Source organism: Burkholderia sp. Bp9142 (assembly GCF_003853415.1).
GTDB lineage: Bacteria > Pseudomonadota > Gammaproteobacteria > Burkholderiales > Burkholderiaceae > Burkholderia.
Genome location: NZ_QTPP01000062.1, coordinates 20,472 through 36,826 on the forward strand (window position 1 = coordinate 20,472; position 16,355 = coordinate 36,826).

The 16,355-nt window shown below is 66.8% G+C and carries 11 protein-coding genes and 2 pseudogenes; 7 read left to right on the forward strand and 6 right to left on the reverse strand.

Annotated features, from left to right (window positions below):
• Positions 1 to 630 precede the first annotated feature (630 nt).
• From DIE22_RS36540 to pntB, 5 genes are all read left to right on the forward strand, one after another.
• Entirely contained in the window at positions 631 to 1,770 is a 1,140-nt protein-coding gene (locus tag DIE22_RS36540; protein WP_124607416.1) for a hybrid-cluster NAD(P)-dependent oxidoreductase, read from the forward strand.
• Positions 1,771 to 1,893: 123 nt separating this feature from the next.
• The gene (locus DIE22_RS36545) at positions 1,894 to 3,123 is read left to right on the forward strand and encodes a Xaa-Pro peptidase family protein (protein ID WP_124607417.1); all 1,230 of its coding nucleotides are present in this window, start codon (positions 1,894 to 1,896) and stop codon (positions 3,121 to 3,123) included.
• Between the two features lie 300 nt (positions 3,124 to 3,423).
• The gene (locus DIE22_RS36550) at positions 3,424 to 4,014 is read left to right on the forward strand and encodes a dimethylsulfonioproprionate lyase family protein (protein WP_124607418.1); all 591 of its coding nucleotides are present in this window, start codon (positions 3,424 to 3,426) and stop codon (positions 4,012 to 4,014) included.
• Positions 4,015 to 4,582: 568 nt separating this feature from the next.
• Positions 4,583 to 6,184 (forward strand): Re/Si-specific NAD(P)(+) transhydrogenase subunit alpha, encoded by a 1,602-nt coding sequence (locus DIE22_RS36555; protein WP_124607419.1) that lies wholly within the window; start codon positions 4,583 to 4,585, stop codon positions 6,182 to 6,184.
• A 13-nt stretch (positions 6,185 to 6,197) separates the two neighbouring features.
• Positions 6,198 to 7,610 carry a Re/Si-specific NAD(P)(+) transhydrogenase subunit beta gene (pntB, locus tag DIE22_RS36560; protein ID WP_124499062.1) on the forward strand — a complete coding sequence of 471 codons (1,413 nt, stop codon included), beginning with the start codon at positions 6,198 to 6,200 and terminating at the stop codon, positions 7,608 to 7,610.
• 187 nt (positions 7,611 to 7,797) lie between these two features.
• On the opposite strand, the gene DIE22_RS36565 is transcribed toward pntB, so the two are convergent.
• Both DIE22_RS36565 and DIE22_RS36570 read right to left on the reverse strand, forming a co-directional pair.
• The gene (locus tag DIE22_RS36565) at positions 7,798 to 8,967 is read right to left on the reverse strand and encodes an AraC family transcriptional regulator (protein WP_124607420.1); all 1,170 of its coding nucleotides are present in this window, start codon (positions 8,965 to 8,967) and stop codon (positions 7,798 to 7,800) included.
• Positions 8,967 to 10,601, reverse strand: coding sequence for an AMP-binding protein (locus DIE22_RS36570; RefSeq protein ID WP_124499063.1), 1,635 nt, complete (start codon positions 10,599 to 10,601; stop codon positions 8,967 to 8,969). Before DIE22_RS36570 ends, DIE22_RS36565 begins: the two co-directional genes overlap by 1 nt.
• Before the next feature lie 318 nt (positions 10,602 to 10,919).
• On the opposite strand from DIE22_RS36570, the gene DIE22_RS36575 reads away from it, so the two are divergent.
• Positions 10,920 to 12,020, forward strand: coding sequence for an AraC family transcriptional regulator (locus DIE22_RS36575; RefSeq protein ID WP_124499064.1), 1,101 nt, complete (start codon positions 10,920 to 10,922; stop codon positions 12,018 to 12,020).
• 60 nt (positions 12,021 to 12,080) lie between these two features.
• On the opposite strand, the gene DIE22_RS36580 is transcribed toward DIE22_RS36575, so the two are convergent.
• The 3 genes and pseudogenes from DIE22_RS36580 to DIE22_RS39410 form a co-directional block, all read right to left on the reverse strand.
• Positions 12,081 to 13,574 (reverse strand): HAMP domain-containing sensor histidine kinase, encoded by a 1,494-nt coding sequence (locus DIE22_RS36580; RefSeq protein ID WP_124607421.1) that lies wholly within the window; start codon positions 13,572 to 13,574, stop codon positions 12,081 to 12,083.
• Positions 13,574 to 14,293 carry a response regulator transcription factor gene (locus DIE22_RS36585; protein ID WP_124499066.1) on the reverse strand — a complete coding sequence of 240 codons (720 nt, stop codon included), beginning with the start codon at positions 14,291 to 14,293 and terminating at the stop codon, positions 13,574 to 13,576. Before DIE22_RS36585 ends, DIE22_RS36580 begins: the two co-directional genes overlap by 1 nt.
• Positions 14,294 to 14,588: 295 nt before the next feature.
• Positions 14,589 to 14,754: pseudogene (locus DIE22_RS39410) on the reverse strand (ISNCY family transposase); the annotation flags it as partial.
• A 585-nt stretch (positions 14,755 to 15,339) separates the two neighbouring features.
• Here DIE22_RS39410 and DIE22_RS36595 point away from each other — a divergent pair.
• Complete coding sequence (locus tag DIE22_RS36595; protein ID WP_124499068.1) at positions 15,340 to 15,729, forward strand: hypothetical protein; 390 nt, start codon at positions 15,340 to 15,342, stop codon at positions 15,727 to 15,729.
• Between the two features lie 307 nt (positions 15,730 to 16,036).
• Here the strand turns inward: DIE22_RS36595 and DIE22_RS36600 are convergent.
• A pseudogene (locus DIE22_RS36600) lies at positions 16,037 to 16,284 on the reverse strand (transposase domain-containing protein); the annotation flags it as partial.
• Positions 16,285 to 16,355 lie beyond the last annotated feature (71 nt).

Sequence of the window (16,355 nt, forward strand, 5' to 3'; positions counted from 1 at the left end):
TACAAATTGTATTCGTCAAGACTTCAATGTGTCTAATACGGGAAACTGCTTATGCGGCGGGGCCTGGCAACAGCCTCAAGACCAGCCAGACGGGCGGCGACCAGCGTGCGACTTCCGCCCTCCCGAGGCCGCCCGGACAACGCTCCACGCACTCCCAGCCCGGATGTTAGAGGAACAAACCGCGTCGGACGCCCGATTCGGCCGGCACGAAATGGCTGGAGAGGAATCGGGCGGCCCATCGCGATCTGCCCCACCGCCGGAACGCACTGATCCATCGATTGCGGATTGCGGCGCGCGCCGCCTGCGGCGAACGCGAAGCATCCTCCGCACCTTGCCGGCTCGCATCACTTCATCGCGAACGAAATCCACCGCGGCAATATTCCGATCGTTGCCGCCGCGGCAATGGCCGCGCGGGCGCGCGTCACGCATAACCTAATGTAATGGCGGCCGGAAAATAAAGCGCATTGACGCTGTTTTAGTGCCCGCCAATACTCGGGCCACTGCGAAGGCACTCCGGGCATGGAGCGAGACATCGGAACGAGGCGCGACAGCGGCCCGTCATCGAAATCCGGCTTTCGCGAATGACTGCGTGCACGTCGAGCGTGCCACGCGCCCCAAGGAAGCGATGCCATGAACTCCGTAGCCAGCATGTTCGATCCCGCCCCCGAAGCACACGACCGATTCTCCAACCCCGGCACGTGGGACAGCACCGGAAGAACCTGGGCGAGCGGCGAGCAGCAGGTGCTGACGTGCTGCCGCGTCGTCGACGAGACGCACGACGTCAAAAGCTTCGAGTTCCGCGTGGGCGACGGCTCGCCCGTTCGCTTCGAACCCGGCCAGTTCATGACGGTGTCGGCGCACGTCCACGGCCAGCCGGTCGAGCGCTGCTACACGATCTCGTCGCCGCCGACGCGCCCCTATCTGCTGTCCATCACGGTGAAGCGGGTCCCCGGCGGCGTCATGTCGAACTGGCTGCACGACACCATGAAGCCGGGCAGCCAGCTGCTGGCGTACGGCCCGTCGGGCAGCTTCACGCCGACGGCAGCGCCCGCCGCCAAGCTGCTGTACCTGTCCGCCGGCTCGGGCGTGACACCGCTGATGTCGATGACGCGCGCGAGCATCGACCTCGGGCTCGACCTGGACATCGTGTTCGTGCACAGCACGCGAACGCCCGCCGACATCGTGTTCCGCAAGGAACTGCGGCGGCTCGAAGCGCTGTCGCCGCGCCTGCGCACGTTCTTCGTCTGTGAAGGCGTCGGCGACGAGGCGCACTGGCCGGGACCGATCGGCCGGCTCAGCCTGCCGCTGCTTGCCGAACAGGTGCCCGACTACGCCGCGCGCGAAGCCTTCACTTGCGGCCCGGCCGGCTACATGAATGCGGTGCGCGACGTGCTGCGCAGCGGCGGTCACGATCCCGCGCGCTATCACCAGGAGAGCTTCGACATCGGCGCCGGCGTCGCGCCGGAACCGGCCGCACCTGCCGCACCCGCATCCGAAGCGTCGTCGGAGACCTTCACGATCAAGCTGTCGCGCTCGTCGAAGACGTTCACGATGCACGCCACCGACACCGTGCTGTCGGCGGCGAGAAAGGCCGGCCTCGCGATTCCGTCGTCCTGCAGCCAGGGCATCTGCGGCACCTGCAAGACCAAGGTACTCGACGGCACGGTGGACATGCAGCACAACGGCGGGATTCGCGACCGGGAAGTCCAGAAGGGCTTCCGGCTGCTCTGCTGCAGCCGCCCGACGTCGGACCTCGTACTCGAACTCTAGTCCGGCAGAAAACGCGCGCGCGGCACGGTCACGGGCCTTTCCACATGAGCCCGGATCACGCCGGCGCGCTTCACTCCACATTCCCTGCAAACGCACCATCAGAACAACCCCAGGAGGCACAGTATGGCGGGCGCTCAGCTCCTCGATGTAAGCAGTGCTATTGATCAGAATGACAAGGATGCAGTCTTGCGCGACGTACGCGCATACCGGTTGGCCCGGGTTCAGGAACAGCTGCTCGCGCAAAAGATCCCGGCGATCCTGCTGTACGACCCGGTCAACATTCGCTACGCGACCGATACGTCGAACATGCAGGTGTGGGCCGGGCGCAACCCGGCACGCTACGTGATGGTGTTCGCCACCGGGCGCATCGTCGCGTGGGAATTCCACAGCAGCGAGCACGTGTGGGACGGCCTGGATCTCGACGTGGAACTGCGCGGCGCGGTCAGCTGGACCTACTTCAACGCCGGCCCCGATGCGGAGCAGCGCGCCGAGACGTGGGGCGCCGAGATCGTCGACGTGTTCCGCAAGCACGCGCCGGGCGAGCGCTTCCTGGCCGTCGATCGCCTCGACCCGTTCGGCACCGCGTACCTGGAGAAGCACGGACTCACGCTGACGGACGGCCAGGAACTAATGGAAACCGCCCGGCTCATCAAATCGTCGGGCGAGCTCGTGTTGATCGGCGAATCGCTGCGCACCGCCGAGAAAGGGATCGAGCGGATGCGGCGCGAACTGCGGCCGGGCCTGACCGAGAACGACATCTGGGCGAACCTGCATTACGAGAACATCCGCCATGGCGGCGAATGGATCGAGACGCGGCTGCTGGCCTCCGGCGACCGGACCAACCCGTGGATGCACGAATGTTCGTCGCGGGTGCTCGAGGCAGGCGACCTGCTCGCGTTCGACACCGACATGGTCGGGCCGAACGGTTACTGCTCGGACATCTCCCGTACCTGGCTCGTCGGCGACGGCCGTCCGTCGGACGAGCAACGCAAGCTGTACGAATACGCGTATGCACAGGTCCATTTCAACATGGATCTGCTGCGGCCCGGCATGACGTTCCGCGAGTTCTCGGAAAAGGCGTGGAAGATCCCCGACCCGTTCGTGAAGAACCGCTACTGCTGCCTGGCGCACGGCATCGGGATGGTCGACGAGTATCCGTCGATCGCGCACCAGGTCGACTGGGACAGCGCGGGTTACGACGGCCGGTTCGAGGTCGGCATGACGGTCTGCGTCGAAAGCTACATCGGCGCGGAAGGCGGCAGCCAGGGCGTCAAGCTCGAACAGCAGGTCGTGCTGACCGAGCACGGCTGCGTGTCGCTGACCGACTGCGCGTTCGAAACCGACTGGCTGTAAATCCTCATGGCAGGCGCCGCCTTCCGGCTGGCAACGACATCGCGAGACACCATGTCAGGCCGTCTTCGCGTGGTTGATGTCGGTCCGGGGAAGCAATTCGCCATCGATCTGCATGGCAGCCTGAAGGCGGCGGCGTGATGCATCGCCGATAGCGACGCGCGACGCGGGCCGGACGGCAACAGCGGTGCACGCATGGCGGCCGGTGTCAAATCGGCCGCCATTTTTTGCTGTCCGGACCCGCACGTTTCTGCGTAGACTTTCGTATCATCAAGCCAAGTGACCGCGGGAGCAGAAACCAGCATGAGTGAACGCCCGAAGAACATCGCGGATTTCGTCCGGATAGCCGGCGATCTGTTTCAGTCGGACAAGCTTCCCCCCGCCGCGCGTGCATTCGCGCCGCAAGTATTCGCACGGCTGCAGACCCCGTCGGACAACGGAACGCGGCTCGCGGTGCGATACCCCGCATGCGAATGGCTCGACGCGGCGCTCGAGTCGGTCGCGCGCGTCGACCCGACGTTCGCCAGCGTCGCGCAGCTGATCAAGTCGCTCGAGCCCGTGGTCGGCTGGTCGCGCCGCACCTCGGGAAAGGACGGCAGTCCGAACTACATCGACGGGCACGTGAACGGGATGATCTGCGGGCCCGGCGGCGCGGAAAGCCGCGGCGACATTCAGCTCGGCTTCTCGCTGATGATGCCCGGGGTCCGATATCCGGATCATGGTCACGCACCGGAGGAAGCGTACGTGCTCATGACCGCCGGGGAATTCCGCCAGCAAAACGGCGAATGGTTCGATCCCGGCATCGGCGGCGGCATCCACAACCCGCGCGGCGCGCTGCATGCGATGCGCTCCGGCGACGCGCCGTTCCTCGCGATCTGGTGCCTGCTGAATTGATCTGACGATCGACGCGACAGGCCGGCGGGGCCGCCTGCGGTCAGTGGTCAGCGGTCAGCAGCCGGCCATTGGCCTACCGGTCGGTCGGGATGGATACAGACTGCCGTTGAATGACGCGCGTGCGTTTCGAGGTCGGCCGGATCGTGCCCGGCGTGCGCGGATGCGATTCAACGACAGGACCGCCGACGGAAGAAGGAAGCCAGCCATGGGAACCCGCAAAGGAAGCCGGTTATGGGAAATCCATGCGATGACGCGGCGTGCAGGTCGGCTCACACGGTAGCGCCGCACCGCGAAAGCAGCAGTCCGGGCATCTCGTCAACATCCGTCCGGCCGACGCGATACGACCCGCACGTGGATAAAACACAACAGTGCAACGGAACAGGCGCTCAAGGCACTCGCCTCCTCGAAAGCGCCGTCGTTATCGGGCATACTCTATTCGCGTTCCGCGAACGGTCGTTCTATTTTCAACGCAAACCCTCGCGCGAGCCACTAAACACACACATGATTCTGGTACCTTGACGCACCGGCCCGCGCGCATCGCGATGGCCATCACCCATCTTTCACACTTATGACACTACAGATTGGGATTCCTCTGGAGACAGCCACCGGCGAACGGCGCGTTGCGACCGTGCCCGAGGTGGTCGAGAAACTGATCAAGCTGGGGTTTTCGGTGGCCGTCCAAAGCGGCGCCGGTGCCGGCGCGAATTTTGACGACGATGCGTACCGCGCGGCTGGCGCGAGCATCGCCGCCACGGCGGCCGAGCTCTGGTCCGGGAGCGACATCGTGTTCAAGGTGCGCCCGCCGAGTGCCGACGAAGTCGCGCTGATGCGCGAGGGCGGCACGCTGATCGGCTTCGTGTGGCCGGCGCAGAACCCCGAACTGATGCAGCAGCTGGCCGCCAGGCGCGCCACGGTGCTGGCGATCGATTCGCTGCCGCGCACGCTGTCGCGCGCGCAGAAGATGGACGCGCTCACGTCGATGGCCGGCATCAGCGGCTACCGGGCGGTGATCGAGGCCGCCCACGCGTTCGGCCGATTCCTGAACGGCCAGGTCACGGCGGCCGGCAAGATCCCGCCGGCCAAGGTCTTCATCGCCGGCGCCGGTGTGGCCGGTCTGGCCGCGATCGGCACGGCCGCGAGCCTCGGCGCGATCGTGCGCGCGAACGACACGCGCGCCGAGGTGGCCGATCAGGTCAAGTCGCTGGGCGGCGAGTTCGTCAAGGTCGACTACGAAGAGGAAGGCTCGGGCGGCGGCGGTTACGCGAAGGTGATGAGCGAAGGCTTCCAGCAGGCGCAGCGCGCGATGTATGCGCAGCAGGCGAAGGACGCCGACATCATCATCACCACCGCGCTGATCCCCGGCAAGCCGGCGCCGAAGCTGATCACCGCCGAGATGGTGCGGTCGATGAAGCCCGGCAGCGTGATCGTCGACATGGCCGCCGAACAGGGCGGCAACTGCGAACTCACGGTGCCCGGCGAGGCGGTCGTGCGCCACGGCGTGACCATCGTCGGCTACACCGATCTCGCGTCGCGCCTGTCGCGGCAGTCGTCCACGCTGTACGGGACCAACCTGCTGCGCGTGGTCGAGGAGCTGTGCAAGACCAAGGACGGCAAGATCAACGTCGACTTCGACGACGACGCGATCCGCGGCCTTACCGTCATCAAGGAAGGCAACGTCACGTGGCCGGCGCCACCGATCAAGCAGGCGGCCGTCGCGCCCAAGCCCCCGGCGGCCGCGCCCGCAGTGGCCGCGCCTGCGAAGTCCAAAGGTCACGGCCACAGCGGTGAGCCGATGTCGGCCAAGTCGCTCGCGATCGTGTTCGCGATCGGCGCGCTGGCGTTCCTGCTGGTCGGCCAGTTCGCGCCGTCGAGCTTCCTGTCGCACTTCACGGTGTTCGTGCTTGCGTGCTTCGTCGGCTACATGGTGATCTGGAACGTCACGCCGTCGCTGCACACGCCGCTGATGAGCGTGACCAACGCGATCTCGTCGATTATCGCGATCGGCGCGCTCGTGCAAATCGCGCCGCCGCTGGGCGAGCTGGCCAACGCCGGCGATCGTCCGTCCGGGCTGATCCTCGGTCTCGCGGTGGGCGCGCTCACGCTCACGGCCGTCAACATGTTCGGCGGCTTCGCGGTCACGCGGCGCATGCTGGCGATGTTCCGCAAATAAGGGGACAACAATAATGACTTCCAACCTGACTACCGTCTCCTATATCGGCGCCGCGATCCTGTTCATCCTCAGCCTCGGCGGGCTGGCCAATCCTGAAACCGCGCGCCGCGGCAACCTGCTCGGCATGATCGGCATGCTGATCGCCGTGCTGGCCACCGTGGCCGGCCCGCGCGTGTCGGCCGCGGGCATTCCGTACGTGATCGCCGCGCTGGTCGTCGGCGGTGCCGTCGGCCTGTACGCCGCGAAGAAGGTGCAGATGACGCAGATGCCGGAACTGGTCGCGCTGATGCACAGCCTGGTCGGCTTCGCGGCCTGCCTGGTGGGCTTCGCGAGTTACATCGACACGTCGCTGCAGCTCACCGGCGCCGAGAAGGCCATCCACGAAGTGGAAATCTACGTCGGCATCCTGATCGGCGCGATCACCTTCGCGGGCTCGGTGATCGCGTTCGGCAAGCTGTCGGGCAAGATCGGCGGCAAGCCGCTGCTGCTGCCGGCGCGGCACTGGCTGAACCTGGCCGCGCTGCTGATCGTGATCTACTACGGCCGCGCGTTCCTGCATGCGGAAAGCATCCAGGACGGCATGCTGCCGCTCGCCGTGATGACCGTGATCTCGCTGCTGTTCGGCGTGCACATGGTGATGGCGATCGGCGGCGCGGACATGCCGGTCGTGGTGTCGATGCTCAACAGCTACTCGGGGTGGGCGGCGGCAGCCACCGGCTTCATGCTCGGCAACGACCTGCTGATCGTGATCGGCGCGCTGGTCGGCTCGTCCGGTGCGATCCTGTCGTACATCATGTGCCGCGCGATGAACCGCAACTTCATCAGCGTGATCGCCGGCGGCTTCGGCAGCGGCGCGGGCACATCGGCGGCAGCGAGCGGCGGCGCGCAGCCGGCCGGCGAGGCCGTGGCGGTGAGTGCGCTGGAAACGGCCGAGCTGCTGCGCGAAGCGAAGCGCGTGATCATCGTACCCGGCTATGGGATGGCCGTTGCACAGGCCCAGCACACGGTGTTCGAACTGACGAAGCTGCTGCGCGAAAAAGGTGTCGACGTGCGTTTCGCGATTCACCCGGTCGCGGGCCGCATGCCGGGGCACATGAACGTGCTGCTGGCCGAAGCGAAGGTGCCGTACGACATCGTGCTGGAGATGGACGAGATCAACGGCGACTTCCCCGAGGCCGACGTGTCGATGGTGATCGGCGCGAACGACATCGTGAACCCGGCGGCGCAGGACGACCCGTCGAGCCCGATCGCCGGCATGCCGGTGCTGGAGGTGTGGAAGGCGAAGACGTCGATCGTGATGAAGCGCAGCATGGCGTCCGGCTATGCGGGCGTCGACAATCCGCTGTTCTACAAGGACAACAACCGCATGTTGTTCGGCGACGCGAAGTCGATGCTCAATGAAATCTTCGGCGCACTGAAAGCCTGAGTGCGGCCGCGCGCATGGAGCGGGCAGCCCGCCCGTTTCAGCCGCGCGCGGCCCCGATCACCCGTCGGCCCGTCACGCAGCAGTGCGCGACGGGCCGACGCACATCCGCGGTACCGGAACGACCGGGAGCCGTCCATGGGATCGCACCAAGGATCCCGGTTATGGGAGCGCGCTTGAAAAATCCGCGCTACGCGCGCCGCCGGTAAGTCCCCGGCGTACTCCCCGTCCAGTGGCGGAACGCGCGATGAAACGCGCTCGGATCGTCGAAGCCGATATCGGCGCCGATCGCCGCGATCGTGTCGAGCGTGTCGGTGAGCCGCTGGATCGCGATGTCGCGCCGCAGTTCGTCCTTGAGCGCCTGGAACGTCGTGCCTTCGGCCGCCAGGTGGCGGCTCAGCGTGCGCACCGAGCAATGCAGATGCTCGGCCGCCTCGTCGATCACCGGCAGGTCGGGCAATGCCGCCGACAGGTATTGCCGCACGCGATGGCACACGAGCTGTTCGCTGAACGATTCGAAGATCCAGTCGCCGGGCGCGCGCGCGAGGAACTTGCGCAGGTTGCGCTTGCTCTGCCGGATCGGCACGTCGAGGTAGTCCGCGCTGAAACGCATCAGCGTGCGTTCGCGGTCGAACTGCACGGAGCCGGAGAAGAAGTACAGGTGCTCGACCGCATGACGCGGCCGCGGGCACGCGAACTCGATCTGCAGCAGCGGAATCTTCTGCCCGATCAGCCAGGAGCACACGCCGTGCACGAGCTTGAGCATCAGCTCCTGGCCGAGCGCGCCGATCGGGCCGACGGCCGGGTTCGGCCGCAACAGCACCTGGGCGACGAGACCGTCGCGCTTCGATTCAACGAAGAAGTCGTCGAGCAGGATATGGAAGAACTGGCCGAAACGATGCAGTGCCGTTTCGAGGTTGCGCGCATCGAGCAGGCTCAGGCACAGGTACTTCAGCGTACCGCCGCGCAGCGGGCGCGAGAAGATGCCCGGCATCTCGTCGTCGAGGTCGATCGCGAGCGTGCGATACAGCGTCGAGAACTGCTCTTCCGTCACGCGCGCATGCGGCTCGCCGAGCAGCTCGAGCGGGATGCCGGCGCCGCGCAGGTAGCGCTCGACCACGTCGCGCTGCGCGCCCGCGCTGGCGAGGAAACCGTTGACGAGCGAGATCGGCACCGTCGCGCTCGGTGAAGGCAGCGCATGCCCGGGCCGGGCGGAAGGTGAGTCTGAACCGGTCATCGCGTCCCCGTCGGTCGAACCGCTCGCATTGTACTTGAGCGGCCCATACCGGGCCTTCGGGGCCTTCGGGGCCTTCGGCACGCCGGCACGCGCGCCGCCGGGCGCGCGGCGCGTCGGCACCATCAATCGGCGCGGCTGAGTTCCCGGCGCAGGATCTTGCCGACCGTCGACTTCGGCAGCCGGTCGACCAGGCGGATCAGCTTCGGCACCTTGTAGCCCGCGAGGTTCGCACGGCAATGCGCGACGAGCGCCGCTTCGGTCACGGCCGCGTCCGGCACGAGCACCACGAACAGCTTGACGGCCTCGCCGGTGCGCTCGTCCGGCACGCCGATGCACGCGCATTCGGCGACGCCCAGCAGCGCGGTCGCAACCGCTTCCACCTCGTTCGGGTACACGTTGAAGCCCGACACGATGATCATGTCCTTCTTGCGGTCGACGATCTTCAGGAAACCGGCCGCGTCGAACACGCCGATGTCGCCGGTGCGGAAGTAGCCGTCCGCGGTGAACGCGGCCGCGTTCGCCTCCGGCTTCTGCCAGTAGCCGCCCATCACCTGCGGCCCCCGCACGCAGATCTCGCCCGCCTCGCCGATCGCCACCTCGCGATCCTGGTCGTCCAGCAGCTTCACGTCGGTCGACGGCAGCGGCAGGCCCGTCGTGCCCGTGAACGCGTCGATCGACTGCGGGTTGAACGTGACCACCGGCGATGTTTCCGACAGCCCGTACCCTTCGCGGATGAAGTTGCCCGTCACCGCCTTCCAGCGCGCGGAGATCACGTCGATCACCGCCGCGCCGCCGCCGGCCGACAGCTTCAGCCGCGACCAGTCGACTTCCTTCAGCCGCGGATGGCCGGCGAGCCCTGCATACAGCGTATTGACGCCGACGAACACCGACGGCCGCGCGGCCTTCAGCACGTCGATGAAGCCGTCCATGTCGCGCGGATTCGCGACGAGCCAGTTCTCCGCGCCGATCGCGAAGTAGGACAGGAAGTTCACCGTCAGCGCGAAGATGTGATACAGCGGGATCGCCGTGACGACGACCTCCTCGCCCGGCCGCCGCGCGGCCGCCACGATCGCGCCGAACTGCTCGATGTTCGCGACCAGGTTGCGGTGCGACAGCGCGGCGCCCTTCGACAGCCCGGTCGTGCCGCCCGTGTACTGCAGCAGCAGCAGATCGCCGCCTTCGAGCGCGGCCGGCTCGAAGGCGAGCGATTCGCCCGCGGCGAGGGCGTCCGCGAGCGCGATCGAGCCGGGCGGCAGCGCGTCGCACGCGCCGGCCGGTGCATCGACGACGCCGAGATCGCCGCGGCCCACGCTCAGCACGGTCCGCATGCGCGTCTTGCCGACCACGTCGGCGAACGTGCCCATCGACCCGCCGCACACCACGGCCACTTCGACGCCCGCGTCGTTGAGCTGGTGTTCAAGCTCGTGCGCGGTGTAGAACGGGTTCACGTTGACCTGGATCGCGCCGAGCCGCGCGACCGCGACGGTCACCACCGGAAACGCGAGCACGTTCGGCAGCATCACGGCCACGCGGTCGCCCTTGCGCACGCCCGCGACCTGCTGCAGGTACGCGGCCAGCGCGCTCGACAGGCGATCGACGTCGGCATAGGTGAGCGTGCGGCCGAACGTGCGGAACGCGGGACGCTCGGCGAAGCGGCGCATCGCATCGTCCAGCAGCGCGGTTACGGAAGGATGGCGATCGGCATCGATCTCGGCGGGGATCGAGCCGTACGACCCGATCCAGTGTCTCTTCGTCATGTCCTGCTCCTCGGGGGACGGCACCGGGCAGCGCCGTTCGCACGGCGGCCCGCGCGCCGGATGGGCGCAGGCCGCCGCCTGACCGGCGACTATCGCCCGCCAGACCGGCTTTGAAAATGATCCGGACGGTCGAAAAGATGATCGAAACGGACACGCTGGCGCGCGGCGGGCCGCCTGTCGCCGCTTCCGCCCGTGCATCGGTTCACCGTGCCGGGCCATGCACGCCCGTGCGCATCAGGGTGAACCCTATGGCGCCTCCGCGCGTTCCGGCGCAGAATCGCGCACCGGAACGATATCAAATCGGACGCAGAACCCGCCATGCCGCGCAGTGCGCTCTTGAAACCGACGGCCACCGGCACCGCCTCGCTGCCGGACGCCCTGCCCGCCCACGCGTTGCGCGAAAAGCGCTTCTCGCCGGCCAAGCTGGCCGTGCTCGTCGGCGTCGCCCAGGAACTCGGCCTCGACCCGGCCGCCGTGCTCGACGGCACCGGCCTGTCGCCGGATGCCGTCGCCGATCCGTTCACGCTCACGTCGCCGCTGCAGTTCCTGGGCGCCGCGCGCAATGCGGTCGGCCGCTACGACGGCACCGATCTCGGCGTGCGCGTCGGCCGCCGGCTGCATGCGTCGAGCTACGGGATGTACGGCTACGCGATGCTGTGCTCGGAATCGCTCGCGCATGCGTTCGATTCGGCCGTCAAATATCACCAGCTCGCGAACGGCATGCTCGCGATCCGCTGGGTCGAACAGGGCGACACCGCGTCGTGGCTGTTCCCGGATCCGCACGAAGCCGCGCTGCCCGAGCCGGACCTGCCGCTGTACCGCTTCCTGATCGACATGCAGTTCGCGCTGCACGTGACGATCATCAAGGACGTGATGGGCGCGTGGTGCGTGCCGGCCCGCGCGCAGTTCGCGCAGCCTCGGCCGGCGCACGCGGCGCAGCTCGCCGACGCGCTCGAATGCCCGATCGCGTTCGACCAGCCGCACCACGTGTTGAGCTACCCGGCCGCGTGGCTCGCGCGCGCGCCGCAGCTCGCGAACCCGATCACCGCCGCGCAGGTGTCGTCGCACTGCGCGCGCCTGCTCGACGAATTGCGCAGCCAGGCCGGCGTCACGCGGCGCGTGTACCAGGAACTCACGCGCACGCCCGGGCAGTTCCCGGACATCGACGCGATCGCCGACACGCTGTGCATGACGTCCCGCACGCTGCGCCGCAAGCTCGACGCCGAAGGCACGTCGTACAGCGAGCTGCTGACGAGCGTGCGCAAGGCGCTCGCGATCGATTACCTGAGCACCACGACGCTCAGCACCGAGGACATCGCGCTGACGCTCGGCTTCAGCGATGCGGTCGGGTTCCGCCACGCGTTCAAGCGCTGGACCGGCACGACCCCCAGCGACGTGCGGCGCAAGCGCGGCGGGTAAGCGGCGGGTAAGCGGCAGATCAGCGGCAGATCAGCGCGCGCAAGCAGTGCGCCGCCGGGTTCAGCGCGGTTCGCCGGGTGCCGGATGCGCGAGCGGCAGCGCAAACTCGAACACCGCGCCGCGCCCGGCCCGATCGACGAGCCGGATGCCGCTGCCGTTGAGCACCAGCATCCGGTGCACGATCAGCAGCCCGAGCCCGCCGCTCGTCGCCGTGCCGCCGCTCATCGGCCGCTGCGGCCGCTGGAACAGCCCTGCGCGCCGCGCAGGCGGAATCCCTTCCCCGGTATCCGACACGGTCACCACCACGCGATCGTCCCGCGGCGTCAGCGCGACTTCGACTTCGCCGTGCTGCGGCGTGTGCCGCAATGCGTTGTCGAGCAGGTTGGTCAGCACGCGCTCGATCATCGCGAGATCGGCCGACACGACCGGCACGCGCGGCGGAATCCGCGCATGCAGTGCGATGCCGCGCGACTGCGCGGCCAGCTCGAACTTCTGGAATACGTCCTGCACGAGATCGACGAGCGAGAACGGCTCGCGCTCGGCCTGCACGCTGCCCGACTCGAGCCGCGCGAGTTCGAACAGCGCCTGCGCGAGCCGGCCGACCTTCGTGCTCTGCGCGAGCGCGATCGACAGGTAGCGGCGGCGCTCGGACTCGGCGAGCGTGTCGGACTTCAGCGACAGCGTTTCCAGATAGCCGTGCAGCGAGGTCAGCGGCGTGCGCAGGTCGTGCGAGATGTTCGTGATCAGTTCGCGCCGCTGCTGGTCCTGGCGCGTCAGCGCGCGCCACTGTTCGCCGATCCGGTCGGCCATCTGCGCGAACGCGGATTCGAGCACCGCGATGTCGTCGCCGCGCCGCCCCGGCGGTGATTGCGGCACCGGCGGCTGCGTGTCGGGTGTACCGTTCGCGTCGAAGCGGCGCATCGCGTCGGTCAGCCGGCGCAGCGGGCGCGTGATGAAGCTGAACGCGGTCAGGCCCGCGAGCAGGCCGAGCAGCGCGACCACCGCCATCGACCACAGCGTCGTGCGCAGCACGTTGCCGGCATCGACGCGCGCGGCCAGCCGGTCGTGCGCCTCGCCGAGCAGCACCACGTAGATGTAGCCCGACGGCGGCTGCCCGGCGCGCTGCAGCGGCGCGGCGCTGAACACCTTGCGTGCGTCGGGGCTGCGCGGGTCGTCGCCGACGATCGGCAGCGGCTCGCCCGCGATGAAGCGCTGCACCGGCGCGAGATCGACGCGGTCGCGCTTCACGTGGCCGGGCGGCGCGTCGTCGCCCTTGATGCGCCCCGCGTTGTCGAGCAGGTACACCTCGACGCTCGGGTTCACGCCCATCAGCTGGCCGAACAGCGTGCGCACGGCGTCCGGACGCAGCCCGTTCGCGTCCATCAGCGGCGTGCTGCTCGCGATGTGCGCGGCCAGATCGCGCGACAGGCCCTGCACGACCTCCTTCTCGCGCATGTCGTTCGCCCGGATCTGCAGCCATGCCGACGCGCCCGAGCACGCGAGCAGCAGCACCGCGAACACGCACGACAGCCGCTGGGTGAGGGTCAGTTTCATCAGGTGTCCCGCTGGTCCGGTGCGGCGAGCTTGTAGCCGCGCCCCCACACGGTGAGGATCCGCGCGGGTTCGGCCGGATCGGCCTCGATCTTCGCGCGCAGCCGGTTGATGTGGGTGTTCACCGTGTGTTCGTAGCCTTCGTGCTGGTAGCCCCATACGGCGTTCAGCAGGTCCATCCGCGAGAACACCTTGCCCGGATGCCGCGCGAAGAAGTACAGCAGGTCGAACTCGCGCGGCGTGAGGTCGATGCGCGTGCCGTCGACGGCAGCTTCCCGCGCGATCGGGTCGATCGACAGCCCGGCGACGTCGAGCGTGCCCGCGTCGATCCGCGAATCGCGTGCAAGCGCGTCGACGCGCCGCAGCAGCGCCTTCACCCGCGCGACGAGTTCGAGCACCGAGAACGGTTTCGCCAGGTAGTCGTCGGCGCCGAGCTCGAGGCCGAGGATCCGGTGCACCTCGCTCGAACGTGCGCTGGTGATGATGATCGGCGTGTAGCGCGCCATCGCGCGTGCACGCCGGCAGATTTCCAGGCCGTCGACGCCGGGCAGCATCAGGTCGAGGATCAGCGCGTCCCAGTTGCCCTGTTCGAGCAGGCGCAGGCCTTCGGTGCCATCCGCGCTGTGCACGACTTCGTAGCGTTCGTCGCGCAGGTGCAGGCTCAGCACGTCGGCAATGTCGGCGTCGTCTTCGACGATCAGGATGCGTTTGGGGTGGTCCATGGCGGTCGGCGGCGGCACGTCGGCGGCGCTCTTCGGTCTCGAACGGCGTTTCTGGCCGGCCAGGGTCCGGAAAGCCGGCCTGCCCGGGGCGAATCGCGGCGCAACGCCGCGCTGTCGCCATTGTGCAAAATTTTGCCGGTGACAGGGGTCACAATTCGTTTAAGTTTGAATCGTGGCTGTGCTGTCAGCCAATGCTCGTAAGGCTTTCCGCCGCGGCCCCTAAAACGAAACGTCCCTTACCCCAGTCCGAACACTAAAAAAACACTAAAAAGCGGACGTGATACGTTCCAAGCGATGATACAAGCCCGCGCGTCCCGATGATAAGCCGTGCTGCCTGCCGTGTCGTCAATCCCAGTCGTTCCGCCGCACGCCATGGTTTGGCCTTACCGTCCGGCACGTCCTGAATGACCTTGAACCTGTCCAGCTCGCGCATCGCCCGTGGTCCGCTCCGTTTCAGCCAGGTGGTGCGTGCGATGTGGGGTAGTTAGAAAGCGGTGCCCGTTCCCAACCCTGCTGCTCGCACGACGGGGTCACGCATGCTGATTGAAGCGACGGAAACGGTTCGTGAGTGCGAGTTCACGGATAGCGAAACCTGACAGTCGCGATCGCAGTAGCACGAATGGAAGAAAAGCGTCTCAAGGGGCTACACGAACACTGACGCCTGAATGTCGGCTAAGGCCGACGACTTGTCCTCGAGTGATGGTACGAAATGACCGCTCCGCTCAGATACTTGCCCTTGCACTCCGACTGCTCGACCGGCAGCAGCGGGTCGCGAAGCGCCGTTCGCACGGTTCCGCAACGGCCACTCGATCTTGCGCGGGGTTGTTTGCAGACATCGTCAAACGCCACGATAACGAGATATCTTTCGCGCTTATCATGTTCATACCCCTATGGATATCTACGCCGAAAAACATGCGTCTTTGCTTTTCGGCCCTGTCAAGCTTTACAGGGTGTATCCACGGTATCCGACGCCTATATTGCTTTGGCAGGTGCGCGACCGACGCGCTCGACTGCATCCTTCAAATCCATAAAAAATGGAGATTGCCATGGCAAACGTACCTCTCACCGGCACCTATACCTCGTCGGACAAGAATTTCACATTCAAAATCACGTCCGCCGATCCATCCAATGGTGTCATCGCTGGCGTCTATACCACCAACTATAGCCCGATCGGCGCGTTCACTTCCGAAGGCAACGTCGGACACTATGGCTGGGTGTTCAGCAAGGCCCAAGGCAAGGACGGCGTCGCGCCATTCAACATTAGCTTCGGCGGCAGCCAGCGCCCCGACCAACGTCCCTACAACATTGTCGATAGCTGGAACGGCGCCTATTTGACCAACAACACAATCGTTGCCGAAGGTACGCGTTCCTTCGTCAATAGCGATGGCGTGGTCGAAGTCGGCAGCCTGGGCACGTTGAAATTCGCACTCGGCTAAGCTGATTTGTCATGACGTTGGCGGCGGCAAGTCATCGCTGCCGCATCAATGGACCACAACATTAACAGGCCGTTGAAATGCCTCCGGCGGACGTCATCCGAGCGGGAGGGGTAAACGTTGAAACAAGGAATCAAACAACACTGAGAGTGAAGCGATGGTAAGCGCTGGATTGAGCACACGGAATGGAGAATCATTTGCAACTGACGGGCGAGCGTAGCCGCATCGCGATGGTCGGGACGACCGACGATGTCCACGTCTGGGTTTCGGCAGTGCGCGCCGACGTGGTGGTCGACGCGCGCTCGGTGCGTCAGTTCACGCTTGCCTCGGCTTGCCGCTTCGCGTGGTTGAACGGCAGCAGGTCGCTGATGTCCGCGCCTGCGGCAATTCGGTCAGCGCGTGCAACAACCAGGCGTGCGGTTCGACGCCGCAGGCGCGGCATGTAAGCATCAAGCTGTAGACCACCGCGCTCGCCTTCGCGCCGGCGACCGTGTCGCTGAACAACCACGATTTTCTCGCGGTGGCAAACGGCCTGATGTCGCGCTCGATGACGTTATGCCGACTTCCGGATTATGCCGCGTCATGATTCCACGGGCCCAGCAGTTGGGCGGATCCCTGTTCCGCGTCGC